Source organism: Streptomyces sp. 7N604 (genome assembly GCF_052245475.1).
Lineage (GTDB): Bacteria > Actinomycetota > Actinomycetes > Streptomycetales > Streptomycetaceae > Streptomyces.
Window position 1 is genome coordinate 97,592 of record NZ_JBQQBX010000018.1, and the last position, 17,824, is coordinate 115,415.

A 17,824-nucleotide genomic window follows, 5' to 3' on the forward strand; every position below is an offset into this window, starting at 1 on the left:
CAGCCGTGACGACGATCACCCCCGAGCCCGGGAATCAGGACGCGGCCCACCCCTCTTTTCGCCGCGAGCCCGGTGCGCCCGGTACGCTCACCGCCGTGCCACATGCTGATCAGTCTCAAACCACCCCGCAGGATGTTTCCGCGACCTATCCGGGAGCACCGCGCCCGGAGCAGGTCCGCCCGACACCGCTCGCGGCCCTGGCGGATCAGCTCGGTACCAAAGCGCCCGATCCCGGCGCGGACGCCGAGGCCACGGGCATCACGCACGACTCGCGCGCCGTACGCCCCGGCGACATCTACGCGGCGCTGCCCGGCGCCCGCTTCCACGGCGCCGACTTCGCCCCCCAGGCCGCCGACCTCGGCGCCGCCGCGATCCTGACCGACCCGGCGGGCGCCGACCGCGCCGCCGCCACCGGGCTGCCGGTCCTCGTCGTGGACGACCCGCGCGGCCGGATGGGCGCCCTGGCCGTCGCGATCTACGGCGAGCCGGGCCGTGACCTGCTGCAGATCGGCATCACCGGCACCTCGGGCAAGACCACCACCGCGTACCTCATCGAGGGCGGGCTGCGCGCAGCGTCCGTTGAGGGCGGTGGTGGGCGACGGGAGGGAGGGCTCAGGGCCGCGGCCGAGAAGGGTAAGGGGGGCCTCACCGGGCTGATCGGCACCGTCGAGTCCCGGATCGGCGACGAGCGGCTCAAGAGCGAGCGGACCACGCCCGAGGCCACCGACCTCCAGGCGCTCTTCGCGGTGATGCGCGAGCGCGGCGTCCGCTCGGTCGCCATGGAGGTCTCCAGCCACGCCCTGGTCCTCGGCCGGGTCGACGGCACCGTCTTCGACGTCGCCGTCTTCAACAACCTCAGCCCCGAGCACCTCGACTTCCACCCGGACATGGAGGACTACTTCGCGGCGAAGTCGCAGCTGTTCACCGCGGCCCGCAGCCGCGTCGGAGTCGTCAACTTCGACGACGAGTACGGCAAGCGGCTCGCCCGGGAGTCCGAGGTTCCGGTCACCACCTTCTCCGCCGAGGGGCACCCCGACGCCGACTGGCGCGCCGAGGACGTCGAGGTCGGCCCGCTCGGCTCGACGTTCACCGCGGTCGGCCCGGCCGGCGAGTCCGTACGGGCCGCGGCCCCGCTGCCCGGCCCGTTCAACGTCGCCAACGCGCTGGCCGCCATCACCGCTCTCGTCGTCGCGGGGACCGACCCGCAGACCGCCGCCGACGGGGTCGCCGCCGTTCCGGGCGTCCCCGGCCGCCTGGAGCGCGTCGACGCGGGCCAGCCCTACCTCGCGGTCGTCGACTACGCCCACAAGCCCGACGCCGTCGAATCCGTCCTGCGCGCCCTGCGCAAGGTCACCGACGGCAAGGTGCACGCCGTCCTCGGCTGCGGCGGCGACCGCGACCCGCACAAGCGCGGCCCGATGGGCGCCGCGCTGGCCCGGCTCGCCGACACCGCCGTCCTCACCTCCGACAACCCGCGCTCCGAGGACCCGCTCGCCATCCTCGCCGCCATGCTCGCCGGGGCCGCCGAGGTGCCCGCGCACGAGCGCGCCACCGTCCTCATCGAGGAGGACCGGGCCGCGGCCATCGCGGCCGCCGTCGCCCGCGCCGAGCCCGGCGACACCGTCCTCGTCGCAGGCAAGGGCCACGAGCAGGGGCAGGACATCGCCGGTGTGGTGCGGCCCTTCGACGACCGGCAGGTGCTGCGCGAGGCCATCGAGTCCGCCGAGTCCGCCAAGCACCGGAACCACCAGGGATGACAGAACGCCATGCGCGCACCGACCAACAGCTGGAAACCCCCCTCCCGCACCGGGGGGGACCGGTGATCGCCCTCTCCCTCGCCGAGATCGCCGCCATCGTCTCGGGGCAGCCGCACGACATACCGGACCTCGACCGCAAGATCACGGGCCCGGTCGTGATCGACTCCCGCGAGGTGCGCCCCGGCGGCCTCTTCGCCGCCTTCGCGGGCGAGAACGTGGACGGCCACGACTTCGCGCAGCGCGCCGTCGAGGCGGGCGCGGCAGCCGTACTGGCCGCCCGCCCCGTGGGCGTTCCCGCGATCGTCGTCGACGATGTCGAGACCGCGCTCGGCGCCCTCGCCCGCGCCGCCGTCGAACGCCTCGGCACCACCGTCGTCGCCCTCACCGGCTCGTCCGGCAAGACCAGCACCAAGGATCTGATCGCGCAAGCGCTGGAGCGGATCGCCCCCACCGTCTGGACTCCCGGCTCTCTCAACAACGAGATCGGCCTGCCGCTCACCGCGCTGCGCGCCGAGCCCGGCACCCAGCACCTCGTCCTGGAGATGGGCGCCCGCGGCATCGGCCACATCCGCTACCTCGCCGGGCTCACCCCGCCCCGGATCGGCGTCGTGCTCAACGTCGGCACCGCGCACATCGGCGAGTTCGGCGGCCGCGAGCAGATCGCCCAGGCCAAGGGGGAGTTGGTCGAGGTGCTGCCCGCCGCGGCCGAGGGCGGCGTCGCCGTGCTGAACGCCGACGACCCCCTCGTACGCGCCATGGCGGCCCGCACCAAGGCCCGTACGGTCCTCTTCGGCGAGGCCGAGGACGCGGACGTACGAGCCGAGGACATCCGCCTCGGCGAGGCCGGGCAGCCCGCCTTCACGCTTCGAACACCGACCGGGTGCAGCGGCGTGACCTTGCGGCTGTACGGTGAGCATCACGTGTCGAACGCGCTCGCCGCGGCCGCCGTCGCCCATGAGCTGGGCATGCCCGTCCACGAGATCGCCCAGGCGCTCTCCGCGGCGGGACAGCTCTCCCGCTGGCGGATGGAGGTCACCGAGCGCTCGGACGGCGTGACGGTCGTCAACGACGCCTACAACGCGAACCCCGACTCCATGCGAGCCGCGCTGCGCGCCCTCGCCGCCATGGGGAAGGCCTCACGGGCCCAAGGGGGTCGTACGTGGGCCGTCCTCGGCCTGATGGCCGAGCTCGGCGAGGAGTCGCTCGCCGAGCACGACGCGGTCGGGCGGCTCGCCGTCCGGCTCAACGTCAGCAAGCTCGTGGCGGTAGGGGGCCAGGAGGCCGCCTGGCTCGACATGGGCGCCAAGAACGAGGGTTCGTGGGGTGAGGAGTCGGTGCACGTGTCCGACGCGGAGACGGCGATCGACCTGTTGCGCAGCGAGCTGCGCCCGGGGGATGTCGTGCTGGTGAAGGCGTCCAGGTCGGTCGGCCTGGAGCGGATCGCCCAGGCATTGCTCGACGGCACGGGTGAGGGCGAGGTCGCCGGCCGATGAGGCAGATCCTGTTCTCGGGAGTCATCGGGCTCTTCCTCACCCTGGTCGGTACCCCGCTGCTGATCCGGCTGCTCGCCCGCAAGGGATACGGGCAGTACATCCGCGACGACGGCCCGCGCGACCACCACAGCAAACGCGGCACCCCCACCATGGGCGGCATCGCCTTCATCCTGGCCACGCTCATCGCGTACGTCCTGACGAAGGTGATCACCTCCAGCGAGCCGACCTTCTCGGGCGTGCTGGTGCTGTTCCTGATGGCCGGGATGGGCCTGGTCGGCTTCCTGGACGACTACATCAAGATCGTCAAGCAGCGGAGTCTCGGCCTGCGCGCCAAGGCGAAGATGGCGGGCCAGCTCATCGTCGGCATCGCCTTCGCGATCCTGTCGCTCAACTTCGCCGACTCGCGCGGCCAGACCCCGGCCATCGACAAGCTGTCCTTCACCCAGGACTTCGGCTGGTCCCTCGGCCCGGTGATCTTCACGATCTGGGCGCTGTTCATGATCCTTGCGATGTCGAACGGCGTGAACCTCACCGACGGCCTCGACGGCCTGGCCACCGGCGCGTCCGTGATGGTCTTCGGCGCTTACACCTTCATCGGCGTCTGGAAGTACCAGGAGTCCTGCGCCAACGCGGCGACCCTCACCAACCCCGGCGCGTGCTTCGAAGTCCGCGACCCGCTCGACCTCGCCGTCGTCGCCTCCGCCCTGATGGGCGCCTGCTTCGGCTTCCTGTGGTGGAACACCTCTCCCGCCAAGATCTTCATGGGCGACACCGGCTCGCTGGCCCTCGGCGGCGCGCTCGCCGGCCTGGCGATCTGCTCCCGTACGGAACTGCTGCTCGCCCTGCTCGGCGGCCTCTTCGTCCTTATCACCATGTCCGTGGTGATCCAGGTCGGCTCCTTCCGGCTCACCGGGAAGCGGGTCTTCCGCATGGCGCCGCTCCAGCACCACTTCGAGCTCAAGGGCTGGACAGAAGTGCTGGTCGTGGTCAGATTCTGGATCATTCAGGGCATGTGCGTCATCGTGGGTCTGGGTCTCTTCTACGCGGGCTGGGCGGCCGACAAGTGATCTGGACAGGCAAGCGTGTCACCGTTGCCGGCCTCGGCGTCTCCGGGGTCCCCGCCGCGCGCGTGCTGCGGGATCTCGGCGCCGAGGTGACGGTCGTCAACGACGGCGACGACGAGCGCGCACGCCTGCAGGCGGCCGAGCTGGAGGCCCGGGGAATCACGGTGCGCCTCGGCGACGCGGCGACGCTGCCCAAGGGGACCGAGCTGATCGTCACCACGCCGGGGTGGAAGCCCGACAAGCCACTCTTCGCGGCGGCTGCCGAGGAAGGCATTCCGGTCTGGGGCGACGTCGAGCTGGCCTGGCAACTGCGCGGCCCCGGGGCCGCCCCCTGGCTCGCGGTCACCGGCACCAACGGCAAGACCACCACCGTCCAGATGCTGGCCTCCATCCTGGAGGCCGCGGGACTGCGGGCCGCTGCCGTCGGCAACATCGGCGTCTCGCTGCTGGACGTCGTGCTGTCGGAGCAGCCGTACGACGTCCTCGCCGTCGAGCTCTCCAGCTACCAGCTGCACTGGGCGCCCTCCGTGCGCGCCCACTCCGCCGCCGTGCTCAACCTCGCGCCCGACCACCTCGACTGGCACGGCTCCATGCAGGCGTACGCCGCCGACAAGGGCCGGATCTACGAGGGCAACAAGGTCGCCTGCGTCTACAACGCCGACGACCCCGCAACCGAGGAACTGGTCCGCGCGGCCGACGTCGAGGAGGGCTGCCGCGCCATCGGCTTCACCCTCGACACTCCCGCCCCCTCCCAACTCGGCGTCGTCGAGGGCATCCTCGTCGACCGCGCCTTCGTCCAGGACCGCTACAACAGCGCCCAGGAGCTCGCCGAGGTCTCCGACGTCCAGCCCCCGGCCCCGCACAACATCGCCAACGCCCTCGCCGCCGGGGCCCTCGCCCGCGCCTTCGGCGTCGAACCCGCGGCCGTACGCGACGGGCTGCGGGCCTTCCGCCCCGACGCCCACCGCATCGCGCACGTAGCGGACGTGGACGGGATCGCGTACGTCGACGACTCGAAGGCCACCAACACCCACGCCACCGAGGCGTCTCTCGCCTCCTTCGAGCACATCGTGTGGATCGCGGGCGGCCTCGCCAAGGGCGCCACCTTCGACGACCTCGTCGCGAAGTCCGCGTCCCGGCTGCGCGGTGCGGTCCTCATCGGCGCCGACCGGGCCCTGATCCGCGAAGCGCTCGCGCGACACGCCCCCGAGGTCCCGGTCGTGGACCTCGACCGGACCGACACTGGGGCGATGGCCGCGGCGGTGGGCGAAGCGGCGCGGCTCGCCCGGCCGGGAGACACCGTCCTGCTGGCCCCGGCCTGCGCCTCCATGGACATGTTCGTCAATTACGGCAAGCGCGGCGACGCCTTCGCGGACGCCGTACGGGACCTGGGAGCCGGCACCGGCGGTGGGCAGGAGCAGGCGCAGGGGCGGTAGCCGGAGGTCCCCGCCGCGGAACGATCCGGCGCACCACACCTTACGGAGGGGACATGACGGCGCGGACGGAGAGACCGGCGGCGCTGCGCCCCGAGGGGCGCGGCACCCGTACCCCGAAACCCCCGAGCGGCAGCGCCTGGCGGGGGCTTCGTCAGCTGCACACCCGGGCCCGGCGCGCCTGGGACCGGCCGCTGACCGCGTACTACCTGATCCTCGGCGGGAGCCTGCTGCTCACCGTGCTCGGCCTGGTGATGGTGTACTCCGCCTCGATGATCCAGGCCCTGCAGTCCGGGCTCGCCCCCACGTACTTCTTCCGCAAGCAGCTGGTGGCCGCGGTCCTCGGCACCGGGCTGCTGCTCCTCGCCTCCCGCATGCCGGTACGCCTGCACCGCCTGCTGGCCTACCCGCTGCTCGCCGTCTCCCTGTTCCTGATGGCCCTGGTCCAGGTGCCGGGGATAGGGCACTCGGTCAACGGCAACACGAACTGGCTCCAGCTCGGGGGCCCGTTCCAGCTCCAGCCCAGCGAGTTCGGCAAGCTCGCCCTCGTCCTCTGGGGCGGCGACCTGCTCGCCCGCAAACAGGACCTGCGGCTGCTGACCCAGTGGAAGCACCTGCTCGTCCCGCTCGTCCCCGCGGCCTTCATCCTGCTCGGACTGATCATGCTCGGCGGCGACATGGGCACCGCGATCATCCTCACCGCGATCCTCTTCGGCCTGCTGTGGCTGGCCGGCGCCCCCACCCGGCTCTTCGCGGGCGTCCTCGCGGGCGCCGGGCTGCTCGGCGCCATCCTCGTCACCACCAGCGAGAACCGGATGGCCCGGCTCGGCTGCCTCGGCGCCACCGAGCCCGGCGAGGGCGACCGCTGCTGGCAGGCGGTGCACGGAATCTACGCGCTGGCCAACGGCGGATGGTTCGGTTCCGGGCTCGGTGCGAGCGTGGAGAAATGGGGCGAACTCCCGGAACCTCACACGGACTTCATCTTCGCCGTGACCGGGGAGGAACTGGGGCTGGCGGGGACGCTGTCGGTCCTGGCACTGTTCGCGGCTCTAGGCTATGCGGGTATCCGCGTGGCCGGACGCACGGAGGACCCCTTCGTGAGGTACGCCGCGGGAGGCGTGACCACCTGGATCACGGCCCAGGCCGTGATCAACATCGGTGCGGTGCTCGGCCTGCTGCCGATCGCCGGTGTCCCGCTCCCGCTGTTCTCCTACGGGGGCTCCGCCCTGCTGCCGACCATGTTCGCCATCGGGCTGCTGATCGCCTTCGCGCGAGCCGAGCCCGCCGCCAGGGCGGCCCTGGCCACGCGGCAGCCCGCTTTGCGGAAGAAGCTGGCTGGGGTGAGATGGAAGACGATGCGACGGCGCGCCACGAGGCGGCCGTCCGGAGAGCGGTGAATTTCGGTGCATGTCGTACTCGCCGGTGGGGGGACCGCCGGCCACATCGAGCCCGCGCTCGCCCTCGCGGACGCCCTGCGCAGGCAGGACCCGACCGTGGGGATCACGGCCCTCGGCACTGAGCGCGGACTCGAGACCCGGCTCGTGCCCGAGCGGGGCTACGAACTGGCGCTGATCCCCGCCGTACCGCTGCCGCGCAAGCCCACGCCGGAGCTGATCACCGTCCCCGGCCGGCTGCGCGGCACCATCAAGGCCGCCGAGCAGATCCTGGAGCGCACCAAAGCCGACTGCGTGGTCGGCTTCGGCGGCTATGTGGCGCTGCCCGGCTATCTGGCCGCCAAGCGGCTCGGCGTGCCGATCGTCGTCCACGAGGCCAACGCCCGCCCGGGCCTCGCCAACAAGATCGGCTCCCGGTACGCCCACCAGGTCGCGGTCAGCACCCCGGACAGCAAGCTGCGGAACGCCCGCTACATCGGCATTCCGCTGCGCCGCGCCATCGCCACCCTCGACCGGGCCGCGGTGCGCCCCGAGGCGCGTGCCGCGTTCGGCCTCGACCCCCACCTGCCCACGCTGCTGGTCTCCGGCGGCTCGCAGGGCGCCCGCCGCCTCAACGAGGTCGTCCAGACGATCGCCCCGGCCCTCCAGCGCTCCGGCATCCAGATCCTGCACGCCGTCGGCCCGAAGAACGAACTGCCGCATGTGGACAACATGCCGGGAATGCCCCCGTATATCCCGGTACCGTACGTGGACCGGATGGACCTCGCGTACGCAGCGGCCGACATGATGCTCTGCCGCGCAGGCGCGATGACCGTCGCCGAACTGTCCGCGGTCGGCCTCCCGGCCGCGTACGTTCCGCTGCCGATCGGCAACGGTGAGCAGCGGCTCAACGCCCAGCCTGTGGTCAAGGCGGGCGGCGGCCTGCTGGTCGACGACGCCGAGCTGACCCCGGAGTGGGTGCAGGGCAACGTGCTCCCGGTGCTGGCCGATCCGCACCGGCTGTACGAGATGTCCCGCGCCGCGGCGGAGTTCGGCCGCCGGGACGCCGACGACCTGCTCGTCGGCATGGTGTACGAGGCGATTGCCGCACGCCGCCAGGTGTGAGGCCGGGCAGGCCCGGGGTGCCCCGGGCCCTTGGTAAGGAGGCCAGGGAGCGTGGCCGGACCGACCACCGCCGATCGCGGTGCCAGGGAGTCATCGCCGTCCGGCCCGCCCCCGCAACCCCGGCGGAAACGGCGGCTCCGGCTGTCGGTGGCAGGCCGGCGCGCCCTCCTCGCGGCGCTGGCGGTCGTCTCGCTGCTCACCGCGGGCGGGGTCTGGGTGATCTACGGCTCGCAGTGGCTGCGGGTGGAGAAGGTGAGCGCCAAGGGGACCCGGGTCCTCACCCCCGGCCAGGTGGTGGCGGCGGCCGACGTACCGCTGAACACCCCCCTGATGTCCGTCGACACCGCGGCCATCGCCGCCCGCCTGCGCGCGGAACTGCCGCGCATCGACTCCGTGGATGTCGTACGGGTATGGCCGAACGAAATCGGTCTAAAGGTGACCGAGCGGAAGCCGGAAGCCCTTATTGAAAAGGGCGGAAAGTTCATCGAAGTGGACGCCAAGAGCGTCCGCTTCGCAACGGTGGCCAAGGCCCCCGAAGGTGTCCCGCTTCTGGAATTGGACGCGAGCAGGTCGCCGAGTCTCCGCAGATTCGGACCGGCCAGGCTCCAGCGGGAGGCGGTACGGGTCTCCGCCGGACTCCCGGACGCGATTCGCCGCGACACCCGCGTCATCCGAGTCAGTTCATATGACTCCATCACCCTTGAACTGACGGGTGGTCGGATGGTGGCGTGGGGAAGCAGTGAACTGGGCGTGGCCAAGTCGAGGGCACTTCTCGCGCTCATGAAAACCGCGCGGGATGCCGACCACTTCGACGTCAGTGCCCCCACGGCCCCTGTGGTGTCGGGGAGTTGACGCGCCGAGCGGCGGACACGCACCCTGGTTGGCCAGTGCTTGGCGTGATCACATAGGGTGAAAAGAAAAACGGGAGGTTCGGCGTGTTCGTTGAACGCGCAGTGCTTGTCGACTTAGTGTCTCGTTCGAAGAGTCCACAGGGCAGGCACAACTGGTAACCCTAAACTTGACCGTTAGGGTTCGGGTCGGCGATGTGACCGTCCCATTCGGCATCCGTCCGCGCACCGCGACAAACGCGGGACGCGGACACGTAACTCGAGGCGAGAGGCCTTCGACGTGGCAGCACCGCAGAACTACCTCGCAGTCATCAAGGTCGTCGGCATCGGCGGCGGTGGCGTCAACGCCATCAACAGGATGATCGAGGTCGGTCTCAAGGGCGTCGAGTTCATCGCGATCAACACCGATGCACAGGCCCTGCTGATGAGCGACGCCGACGTCAAGCTCGACGTCGGCCGCGAGCTCACCCGCGGCCTCGGCGCCGGCGCCAATCCCGATGTCGGCCGCAAGGCGGCCGAGGACCACCGCGAGGAGATCGAAGAGGTCCTCAAGGGGGCCGACATGGTCTTCGTGACCGCGGGGGAGGGTGGCGGCACGGGCACCGGCGGCGCTCCGGTCGTGGCCAACATCGCGCGTTCCCTGGGCGCCCTGACGATCGGCGTGGTCACCCGCCCGTTCACCTTCGAGGGCCGCCGCCGCGCGAACCAGGCCGAGGACGGCATCGCCGCGTTGCGCGACGAGGTCGACACCCTCATCGTGATCCCGAACGACCGGCTGCTGTCGATCTCCGACCGTCAGGTGAGCGTGCTCGACGCCTTCAAGTCGGCGGATCAGGTGCTCCTGTCCGGTGTCCAGGGCATCACCGACCTCATCACCACCCCTGGCCTCATCAACCTCGACTTCGCCGACGTCAAGTCCGTGATGTCCGAGGCCGGGTCCGCGCTCATGGGCATCGGCTCGGCCCGCGGCGACGACCGCGCGGTGGCCGCGGCCGAGATGGCCATTTCGTCGCCGCTGCTCGAGGCATCCATCGACGGCGCCCGCGGCGTACTGCTGTCCATCTCCGGCGGCTCGGACCTCGGTCTCTTCGAGATCAACGAGGCCGCCCAGCTGGTCAGCGAGGCGGCCCACCCCGAGGCGAACATCATCTTCGGCGCGGTCATCGACGACGCGCTCGGCGACGAGGTCCGGGTCACCGTCATCGCGGCGGGCTTCGACGGCGGTCAGCCGCCGTCCAAGAACCGCGACAAGGTGCTCGGCACGACCAGCGGCCGCGACGACTCGTACCCGGGCGCGGGCCGTACGCCCTCCGACGGAGCGGGCGGCCGCCCGTCGTTCGGCGGCCTCGGCACCGTCACCCCGCGCGATCTGCCCGGCGAGCGTGAGCCGGACCGGACCGAGTCGGCCCCGGCGGGCGAGGTGCCCTCGCCTCCGGCGGGGCCACCGCAGGTTCCCTCGGCCCGCCCGTACCAGGACAGCCAGGCCGAGGAACTGGACGTCCCGGACTTCCTGAAGTAACCGGCCCGACGTGATAGGGCAGCAGCACTCGACGAGCGGCGCGCACTTCGCTTTCACCGACCGGTGGGGCGGGGTGAGCGCCGCTCCGTACGACCAGCTCAATCTCGGCGGCGCGGTCGGCGACGACCCCGGAGCCGTACGGGCCAACCGCGAACTCGCGGCGAAGGAGCTGGACCTCGACCCGGCGCGGGTCGTCTGGATGAACCAGGTGCACGGGCGGGACGTAGCGGTAGTCGAGGGGCCGTGGGAGAGCGACGGCACTCCGGAAGTGGACGCCGTGGTGACGACCGGGCGCGGTCTCGCCCTGGCCGTTCTCACCGCGGACTGCACCCCCGTCCTGCTGGCCGACCCGGTCGCGGGCGTCGCCGCCGCGGCCCACGCCGGGCGCCCGGGACTTGTGGCCGGAGTCGTGCCGGCGGCCGTCGAGGCGATGCTGTCCCTCGGCGCCGAGGCGTCGCGCATCACGGCCGTTACGGGACCCGCGATCTGCGGACGTTGCTACGAGGTGCCGGAAGAGATGCGGGCGGATGTGGCGCGGGCCGTTCCGGAGACGTGGTCGACCACGAGCTGGGGTACGCCGGCCGTGGACGTCACCGCCGGAGTTCTTGCGCAACTTGCCCGGTTTGGCGTGGAGATGTGCTCGACGTCTCCCATCTGCACCCTGGAATCGCCCGATTTCTTTTCATACCGCCGCGATCGCAAGACGGGTCGGCTGGCCGGATACGTCTGGCTGGACTGATGGGACTGGCATGACTGACCGCAGAGCTCAACTCGCCGAGAATCTGGTGCGGGTGGAGGAACGTATCTCCGCCGCCTGTGCCGCCGCGGGGAGGAAGCGGGACGAAGTGACCCTGATCGTGGTCACCAAGACCTACCCCGCGAGCGATGTCCGGCTGCTCGCGGAGCTCGGCGTACGGCACGTCGCGGAGAACCGGGACCAGGAGGCCGCATCCAAGGCGGCCGAGTGCTCCGATCTCCCTCTCAACTGGCACTTCGTCGGGCAACTCCAGACGAACAAGGTCCGTTCCGTGGTGAGTTATGCCGATCTGGTGCAGTCGGTCGACCGGCCGAAGCTCGTCACCGCACTCTCCGGCGCGGCCGTGCGCGCCGGACGCGAGATCGGCTGCCTCGTCCAAGTCGCCCTGGACGCCGAGTCGGGGGAGACCGGAGGCAGGGGCGGGGCGGCACCCGACGCCGTGCCGGAACTCGCCGCCGCGATCGCCGGGGCCGAAGGGCTGCGCCTGGGCGGGGTGATGACCGTCGCGCCGCTCGCCGGGCCGTACGCGGGGCGGCAACGGGCCGCGTTCGAGCGGCTGATGGAAATCTCAGCAAGCCTGCGCGCGGAGCATCCTGCTGGGAACATGGTATCGGCGGGAATGAGCTCGGACCTCGAGGACGCCGTGGCGGCCGGAGCGACACATGTGCGCGTAGGCACTGCGGTACTCGGAGTCAGACCCATGCTCCGGTAACGTCGCGAAGCAAGTCGGACCACAGCAGAAAATATGGTCATTTCCGTCAATAGGCGGACAGGCCGAGTGGATCCAGGGCGACCGGTGACGGGGCCGATCCACCACAGAGCGGAGGACGCAGAGAATGGCCGGCGCGATGCGCAAGATGGCGGTCTACCTCGGCCTCGTGGAGGACGATGGGTACGACGGCCGGGGCTTCGACCCCGATGACGATTTCGAGCCGGAGCTGGGGGCACCTCCCAGCGGTCACGCTGGGGGAGAGCCCGAGCGGGCTCGCCGGCAACATCAGCCACATCAGTCCGAACGGACACAACGGGATGAACCGGTACGGGTCGTCCACCCCCCGGCGCAGCGTGAACCGCTGGCGATCGCCGCGGAAAGCGGACGACCCGCCCGTATCGCACCCGTGGCATCCATCACACCTGAACGCCAGAATTTGGAGAAGAACGCACCGGTGATCATGCCCAAGGTCGTGTCCGAGCGTGAGCCCTACCGCATCACGACTCTGCACCCCCGGACCTACAACGAAGCCCGTACCATCGGGGAACACTTCCGTGAGGGCACTCCGGTGATCATGAATCTGACGGAGATGGATGACACCGATGCGAAGCGACTTGTCGACTTTGCGGCTGGATTGGTGTTTGGTCTTCACGGCAGTATCGAGCGAGTGACGCAGAAGGTGTTCCTGTTGTCGCCTGCTAACGTCGATGTCACGGCGGAGGACAAGGCCCGCATCGCAGAGGGCGGGTTCTTCAACCAAAGCTGAGACGCAACACCGGTCACCGAGGCTGCGAGGCCCGGCGCGAGTAAGGGGAGAGGCAACGCGAGATGGACATCGCACTGCAGGTGGTCTACATCGCGCTGTACTGCTTCCTGATCGTGTTGATCTTCAGGTTGATCATGGACTACGTCTTCCAGTTCGCCCGCTCATGGCAACCCGGCAAGGCGATGGTGGTGCTCCTCGAGGCCACCTACACTGTCACTGATCCGCCGCTCAAGCTTCTGCGGCGGTTCATTCCGCCGCTGCGTCTCGGGGGCGTGGCGCTCGACCTGTCCTTCTTCGTACTGATGATCATCGTCTACATCCTGATCTCCGTCGTGAGGCAGCTGTGAACGATACGGTCTTGCCGAATGCCGACGACTACGTTGAGGTGAAGAGATGCCGTTGACCCCCGAGGACGTGCGGAACAAGCAGTTCACGACCGTCCGCCTCCGAGAAGGCTATGACGAGGACGAGGTCGATGCCTTCCTCGACGAGGTCGAAGCCGAACTGACCCGGCTGCTGCGGGAGAACGAGGACCTGCGCGCCAAGCTGGCCGCAGCGACCCGTGCCGCCGCGCAGAACCAGCAGCAGGGGATGCGCAAGCCGCCGGAGCAGCAGGACCGTGGCGGTGCGCCCGTACCCGCCGCCATATCCGGACCGCAGCCGGTGCCGCCACAGCAGCAGATGGGCCCGCCCCAGCTGCCCGGTGGCGCACCCCAGCTGCCCGCAGGTCCCGGTGGTCACGGCCCGCAAGGTCCGCACGGCCCCGGTCCCATGGGCCAGGGCGGCCCCATGGGTGGTCCGATGGGCGGCCCCATGGGCCCCGGCGGACCGCAGCTGCCGCAGCCCGGTCAGGGCCCCGGTGGCGACAGTGCCGCCCGCGTGCTCTCGCTTGCCCAGCAGACCGCGGACCAGGCGATCGCGGAGGCCCGTTCCGAGGCCAACAAGATCGTCGGCGAGGCCCGCAGCCGTGCCGAGGGCCTGGAGCGGGACGCCCGTTCCAAGGCCGACGCGCTCGAGCGGGACGCCCAGGAGAAGCACCGCGTCGCGATGGGCTCGCTCGAGTCCGCCCGCGCCACGCTGGAGCGCAAGGTCGAGGACCTGCGCGGCTTCGAGCGCGAGTACCGGACCCGCCTGAAGTCGTACCTGGAGAGCCAGCTGCGCCAGCTGGAGAACCAGGCCGACGACTCGCTGGCCCCCCCGCGTACCCCGTCCGCGCCTTCGCTGCCGCCGTCCCCGTCGATGGCGGGCGCGGGTGCCGGGCCGATGGGCGGCCACACCATGGGGGGTAACCAGACCATGGGCGGCCACGGTCACGGTCCGGGTGGCGGTGCCCCGTCGTACGGCGGACAGCAGCAGCAGATGTCCCCGGCCATGACCCAGCCGATGGCGCCGGTGCGGCCGCAGGGTCCGCAGCCGATGCAGCAGGCGCCGTCGCCGATGCGTGGCTTCCTCATCGACGAGGACGACAACTGACGGCCCACCGCGCGGTGAGCGCGTAGCCGTCGGCAGCTCGAACGGGCGGGGCCCGGGACATCGTCCCGGGCCCCGCCCGTTGCCGTGCTGACGCGCGTGGCCCGGCGCTCTGCGGCCAACGCCCCCGGCGCGGTGCGCCAGGGGCGTTGGTGGTGCCGGCTGCAGGCCGTTTATGCCTTGCGGAGGCGGAAGGTGAGGGACAGGCCCTCGTCCTCGAGCGGGTCCCCGTACGACGCGTCCGCCTCGCCGGAGGCGAAGTCCGTTGCGAGGACCTCGTCGGCGATCAGCCCCGCGTGATCCTCCAGCGCCGTACGGACCTCCTCGTCCGTCGACTGCCAGCGCAGAGCGATGCGGTCGGCGACATCCAGGCCGCTGTTCTTGCGGGCCTCCTGGATCAGCCGGATCGCGTCACGGGCCAGGCCCGCGCGCCGCAACTCCGGTGTGATCTCCAGGTCGAGCGCCACCGTCGCGCCCGCGTCCGAGGCCACCGACCAGCCCTCGCGCGGGGTCTCGGTGATGATGACCTCCTCCGGCGAGAGGGTGACCCGCTCGCCGTCCACCTCCACCGAGGCCGTGCCCTCGCGCAGCGCCACCGACAGCGCGGCGGCATCCGCCTCGGCGATGGCCTTGGCGACCGCCTGGACGCCCCTGCCGAAGCGCTTGCCCAGGGCGCGGAAGTTGGCCTTCGCCGTGGTGTCCACCAGGGAGCCGCCGACCTCGGAGAGTGAGGCCAGCTCGCTGACGTTCAGCTCCTCGGCGATCTGGGCGCGGAGTTCATCACCCAGCGACTCGAAGCCGGCGGCCGCGACGAGCGCACGGGACAGCGGCTGCCGGGTCTTCACACCCGACTCGGCACGCGTCGCACGCCCCAGCTCCACCAGGCGTCGCACCAGCACCATCTGTTGCGAGAGTTGGGGGTCGATCAGCGCGGTGTCCGCGCGGCCGGCCAGGTCGACAGGTGCACCGACTCCGGCGCGTCCGGGGTCACCGGCACCACCAGGTCCTGCCACACCCGCTCGGTGATGAACGGGACGACCGGTGCCATCAGCCGCGTCACCGTCTCGATCACCTCGTGCAGCGTGCGGAGCGCGGACGCGTCGCCCTGCCAGAAGCGGCGGCGCGAGCGGCGCACGTACCAGTTGGACAGGTCGTCGACGAAGGCCGAGAGCAGCTTGCCCGCGCGCTGGGTGTCGTACGACTCCAGGGCCTGGGTGACCTGGTCGGTCAGCGCGTTCAGCTCGCTGAGCAGCCAGCGGTCCAGCAGCGGCCGCTCCGCCGGGGCCGGGTCCGCGTCGCTGGGCGCCCAGCCGGACGTCCTGGCGTACAGCGCCTGGAAGGCGACCGTGTTCCAGTACGTGAGGAGCGTCTTGCGGACGACCTCCTGGATCGTGCCGTGGCCGACCCGGCGCGCCGCCCACGGCGAGCCGCCGGCCGCCATGAACCAGCGCACCGCGTCCGCGCCGTGCTGGTCCATGAGCGGGATCGGCTGGAGGATGTTGCCCAGGTGCTTGGACATCTTCCGGCCGTCCTCGGCGAGGATGTGCCCGAGGCAGACCACGTTCTCGTACGACGACCGGTCGAAGACGAGCGTGCCGACCGCCATCAGCGTGTAGAACCAGCCGCGGGTCTGGTCGATGGCCTCCGAGATGAACTGCGCGGGGTAGCGCTTCTCGAAGGTCTCCTTGTTGCGGTACGGGTAGCCCCACTGCGCGAAGGGCATCGAGCCCGAGTCGTACCAGGCGTCGATCACCTCGGGCACCCGGGTCGCGGTCAGCGAGCAGCCTTCGGCGGTGCAGGTGAAGGTGATCTCGTCGATGAACGGGCGGTGCGGGTCGAGGCCCGTCTGGTCGGTGCCGGTGAGCTCGGAGAGCTCGGTGAGGGAGCCGACGCAGGTGAGGTGGTCCTCCTCGCAGCGCCAGACCGGGAGCGGCGTGCCCCAGTAGCGGTTCCGGGAGAGCGCCCAGTCGATGTTGTTGTTGAGCCAGTCGCCGAAGCGTCCGTGCTTGACCGCCTCCGGGTACCAGTTGGTGCGCTCGTTCTCCCGCAGGAGGGCGTCCTTGACCGCGGTGGTGCGGATGTACCAGGACGGCTGCGCGTAGTAGAGCAGCGCGGTGTGGCAGCGCCAGCAGTGCGGGTAGCTGTGCTCGTACGGCAGGTGCTTGAAGAGCAGTTCGCGCTGCTGGAGGTCCTTGACCAGCGCCTCGTCGGCCTTCTTGAAGAACGTGCCGCCGACGAGCGGGACGTCCGCCTCGAAGGTGCCGTCCGGGCGCACCGGGTTGACGACCGGCAGACCGTACGCGCGGCAGACCTTGAGGTCGTCCTCACCGAAGGCGGGGGACTGGTGGACCAGGCCCGTACCGTCGTCGGTCGTCACGTACTCGGCGTTGACGACGAAGTGCGCGTTTTCGATCTCGACGAGCGAGAACGGGCGGTCGTAGGCCCAGCGCTCCATCTCGGCGCCGGTGAAGGTCTGGCCGGTCGGCTCCCACCCCACGTCGAGCGCCTTCTCCAGCAGCGGCTCGGCGACGACCAGCTTTTCCTTGCCGTCCGTCGCGACGACGTACGTCACCTCGGGGTGGGCGGCGACCGCGGTGTTGGAGACCAGCGTCCACGGGGTCGTCGTCCAGACCAGCAGGGCCGCCTCGCCCGCCAGTGGTCCCGAGGTCAGCGGGAAGCGGACGTAGACGGACGGGTCGATGACCGTCTCGTAGCCCTGCGCCAGCTCGTGGTCGGACAGGCCGGTGCCGCAGCGGGGACACCAGGGGGCGACCCGGTGGTCCTGGACCAGCAGGCCCTTGTTGAAGATCTCCTTCAGCGACCACCACACCGACTCGATGTACTCGGGGTTCATGGTCCAGTAGGCGTCGTCCAGGTCGACCCAGTAGCCCATGCGCGTGGTGAGCTCGGCGAAGGCGTCCGTGTGCCGGCTCACCGACTCGCGGCACTTGGCGTTGAAGGCGGCGATGCCGTACGCCTCGATGTCCTGCTTGCCGGAGAAGCCGAGCTCCTTCTCGACCGCGAGCTCCACGGGCAGGCCGTGGCAGTCCCAGCCGGCCTTGCGGCCCACGTGGTAGCCCTGCATGGTCCGGAAGCGCGGGAAGACGTCCTTGAAGACGCGGGCCTCGATGTGGTGGGCGCCCGGCATGCCGTTCGCGGTCGGCGGGCCCTCGTAGAAGACCCACTCGGGCCGACCCTCGGACTGCTCCAGGGTGCGGGCGAAGACCTTGCTCTCGCGCCAGAAGTCGAGCACGGCGTGCTCGAGGGCGGGCAGGTCGACCTGGGCGGGGACCTGGCGGTACTGCGTCATCGGATCTTCCTCCGGCGGACACTTTTCGATCTCCGTCGGAGGGACGAGAGCACTTCGCTCCCGCGGTACCACCCTCCTTGGCGGTGGAGCGTTCCCACCGCCCCCTCATTGGGGTCGCGCTGCCGGGTCTAGTCGCTCGCAAGCTGCTCAGCTGGAGCTTTCTTCCGGCGACTCCGGGGTGATCTTCACGTCGCGCT

Annotated in this window: 13 protein-coding genes and 1 pseudogene; 13 read left to right on the forward strand and 1 reads right to left on the reverse strand. The window is 70.8% G+C overall.

From position 1 onward, the window contains the following. Positions 1-5: 5 nt before the first annotated feature. The 13 genes from ACTWP8_RS20775 (at position 6) to ACTWP8_RS20835 (ending at position 14,320) form a co-directional block, all read left to right on the forward strand. On the forward strand, positions 6-1,757 hold the full coding sequence (locus tag ACTWP8_RS20775; RefSeq protein WP_443323653.1) for a UDP-N-acetylmuramoyl-L-alanyl-D-glutamate--2,6-diaminopimelate ligase: 1,752 nt from the start codon (positions 6-8) through the stop codon (positions 1,755-1,757). 62 nt (positions 1,758-1,819) lie between these two features. Further along, a complete protein-coding gene (locus tag ACTWP8_RS20780) occupies positions 1,820-3,250 on the forward strand; it encodes a UDP-N-acetylmuramoyl-tripeptide--D-alanyl-D-alanine ligase (RefSeq protein WP_443323713.1) in 1,431 nt (476 codons plus the stop codon). Beyond that, entirely contained in the window at positions 3,247-4,317 is a 1,071-nt protein-coding gene (mraY, locus tag ACTWP8_RS20785; protein ID WP_443323654.1) for a phospho-N-acetylmuramoyl-pentapeptide-transferase, read from the forward strand. Before ACTWP8_RS20780 ends, mraY begins: the two co-directional genes overlap by 4 nt. Continuing rightward, positions 4,299-5,750: a UDP-N-acetylmuramoyl-L-alanine--D-glutamate ligase gene (gene murD, locus ACTWP8_RS20790; protein ID WP_443323714.1), complete on the forward strand. Its 1,452-nt coding sequence runs from the start codon at positions 4,299-4,301 to the stop codon at positions 5,748-5,750. Before mraY ends, murD begins: the two co-directional genes overlap by 19 nt. A 53-nt stretch (positions 5,751-5,803) precedes the next feature. After that, on the forward strand, positions 5,804-7,144 hold the full coding sequence (gene ftsW, locus ACTWP8_RS20795; RefSeq protein WP_443323655.1) for a putative lipid II flippase FtsW: 1,341 nt from the start codon (positions 5,804-5,806) through the stop codon (positions 7,142-7,144). A 6-nt stretch (positions 7,145-7,150) separates the two neighbouring features. Beyond that, complete coding sequence (gene murG, locus ACTWP8_RS20800) at positions 7,151-8,245, forward strand: undecaprenyldiphospho-muramoylpentapeptide beta-N-acetylglucosaminyltransferase (protein ID WP_443313399.1); 1,095 nt, start codon at positions 7,151-7,153, stop codon at positions 8,243-8,245. Positions 8,246-8,296: 51 nt separating this feature from the next. Beyond that, the gene (locus tag ACTWP8_RS20805; protein WP_443323656.1) at positions 8,297-9,097 is read left to right on the forward strand and encodes a cell division protein FtsQ/DivIB; all 801 of its coding nucleotides are present in this window, start codon (positions 8,297-8,299) and stop codon (positions 9,095-9,097) included. Positions 9,098-9,373: 276 nt separating this feature from the next. After that, entirely contained in the window at positions 9,374-10,612 is a 1,239-nt protein-coding gene (ftsZ, locus tag ACTWP8_RS20810) for a cell division protein FtsZ (protein ID WP_443313401.1), read from the forward strand. 10 nt (positions 10,613-10,622) lie between these two features. Next, on the forward strand, positions 10,623-11,351 hold the full coding sequence (gene pgeF / locus ACTWP8_RS20815) for a peptidoglycan editing factor PgeF (RefSeq protein WP_443323657.1): 729 nt from the start codon (positions 10,623-10,625) through the stop codon (positions 11,349-11,351). A gap of 10 nt (positions 11,352-11,361) precedes the next feature. After that, positions 11,362-12,081, forward strand: coding sequence for a YggS family pyridoxal phosphate-dependent enzyme (locus ACTWP8_RS20820; RefSeq protein ID WP_443323658.1), 720 nt, complete (start codon positions 11,362-11,364; stop codon positions 12,079-12,081). 124 nt (positions 12,082-12,205) lie between these two features. Then, positions 12,206-12,847 carry a cell division protein SepF gene (locus tag ACTWP8_RS20825; RefSeq protein WP_443313404.1) on the forward strand — a complete coding sequence of 214 codons (642 nt, stop codon included), beginning with the start codon at positions 12,206-12,208 and terminating at the stop codon, positions 12,845-12,847. 62 nt (positions 12,848-12,909) lie between these two features. Continuing rightward, the gene (locus ACTWP8_RS20830) at positions 12,910-13,194 is read left to right on the forward strand and encodes a YggT family protein (protein ID WP_443313405.1); all 285 of its coding nucleotides are present in this window, start codon (positions 12,910-12,912) and stop codon (positions 13,192-13,194) included. Between the two features lie 46 nt (positions 13,195-13,240). Further along, a complete protein-coding gene (locus ACTWP8_RS20835) occupies positions 13,241-14,320 on the forward strand; it encodes a DivIVA domain-containing protein (protein WP_443323659.1) in 1,080 nt (359 codons plus the stop codon). A 170-nt stretch (positions 14,321-14,490) separates the two neighbouring features. Here the strand turns inward: ACTWP8_RS20835 and ileS are convergent. Further along, positions 14,491-17,627 (reverse strand): annotated as a pseudogene (ileS, locus tag ACTWP8_RS20840) (isoleucine--tRNA ligase). Positions 17,628-17,824 lie beyond the last annotated feature (197 nt).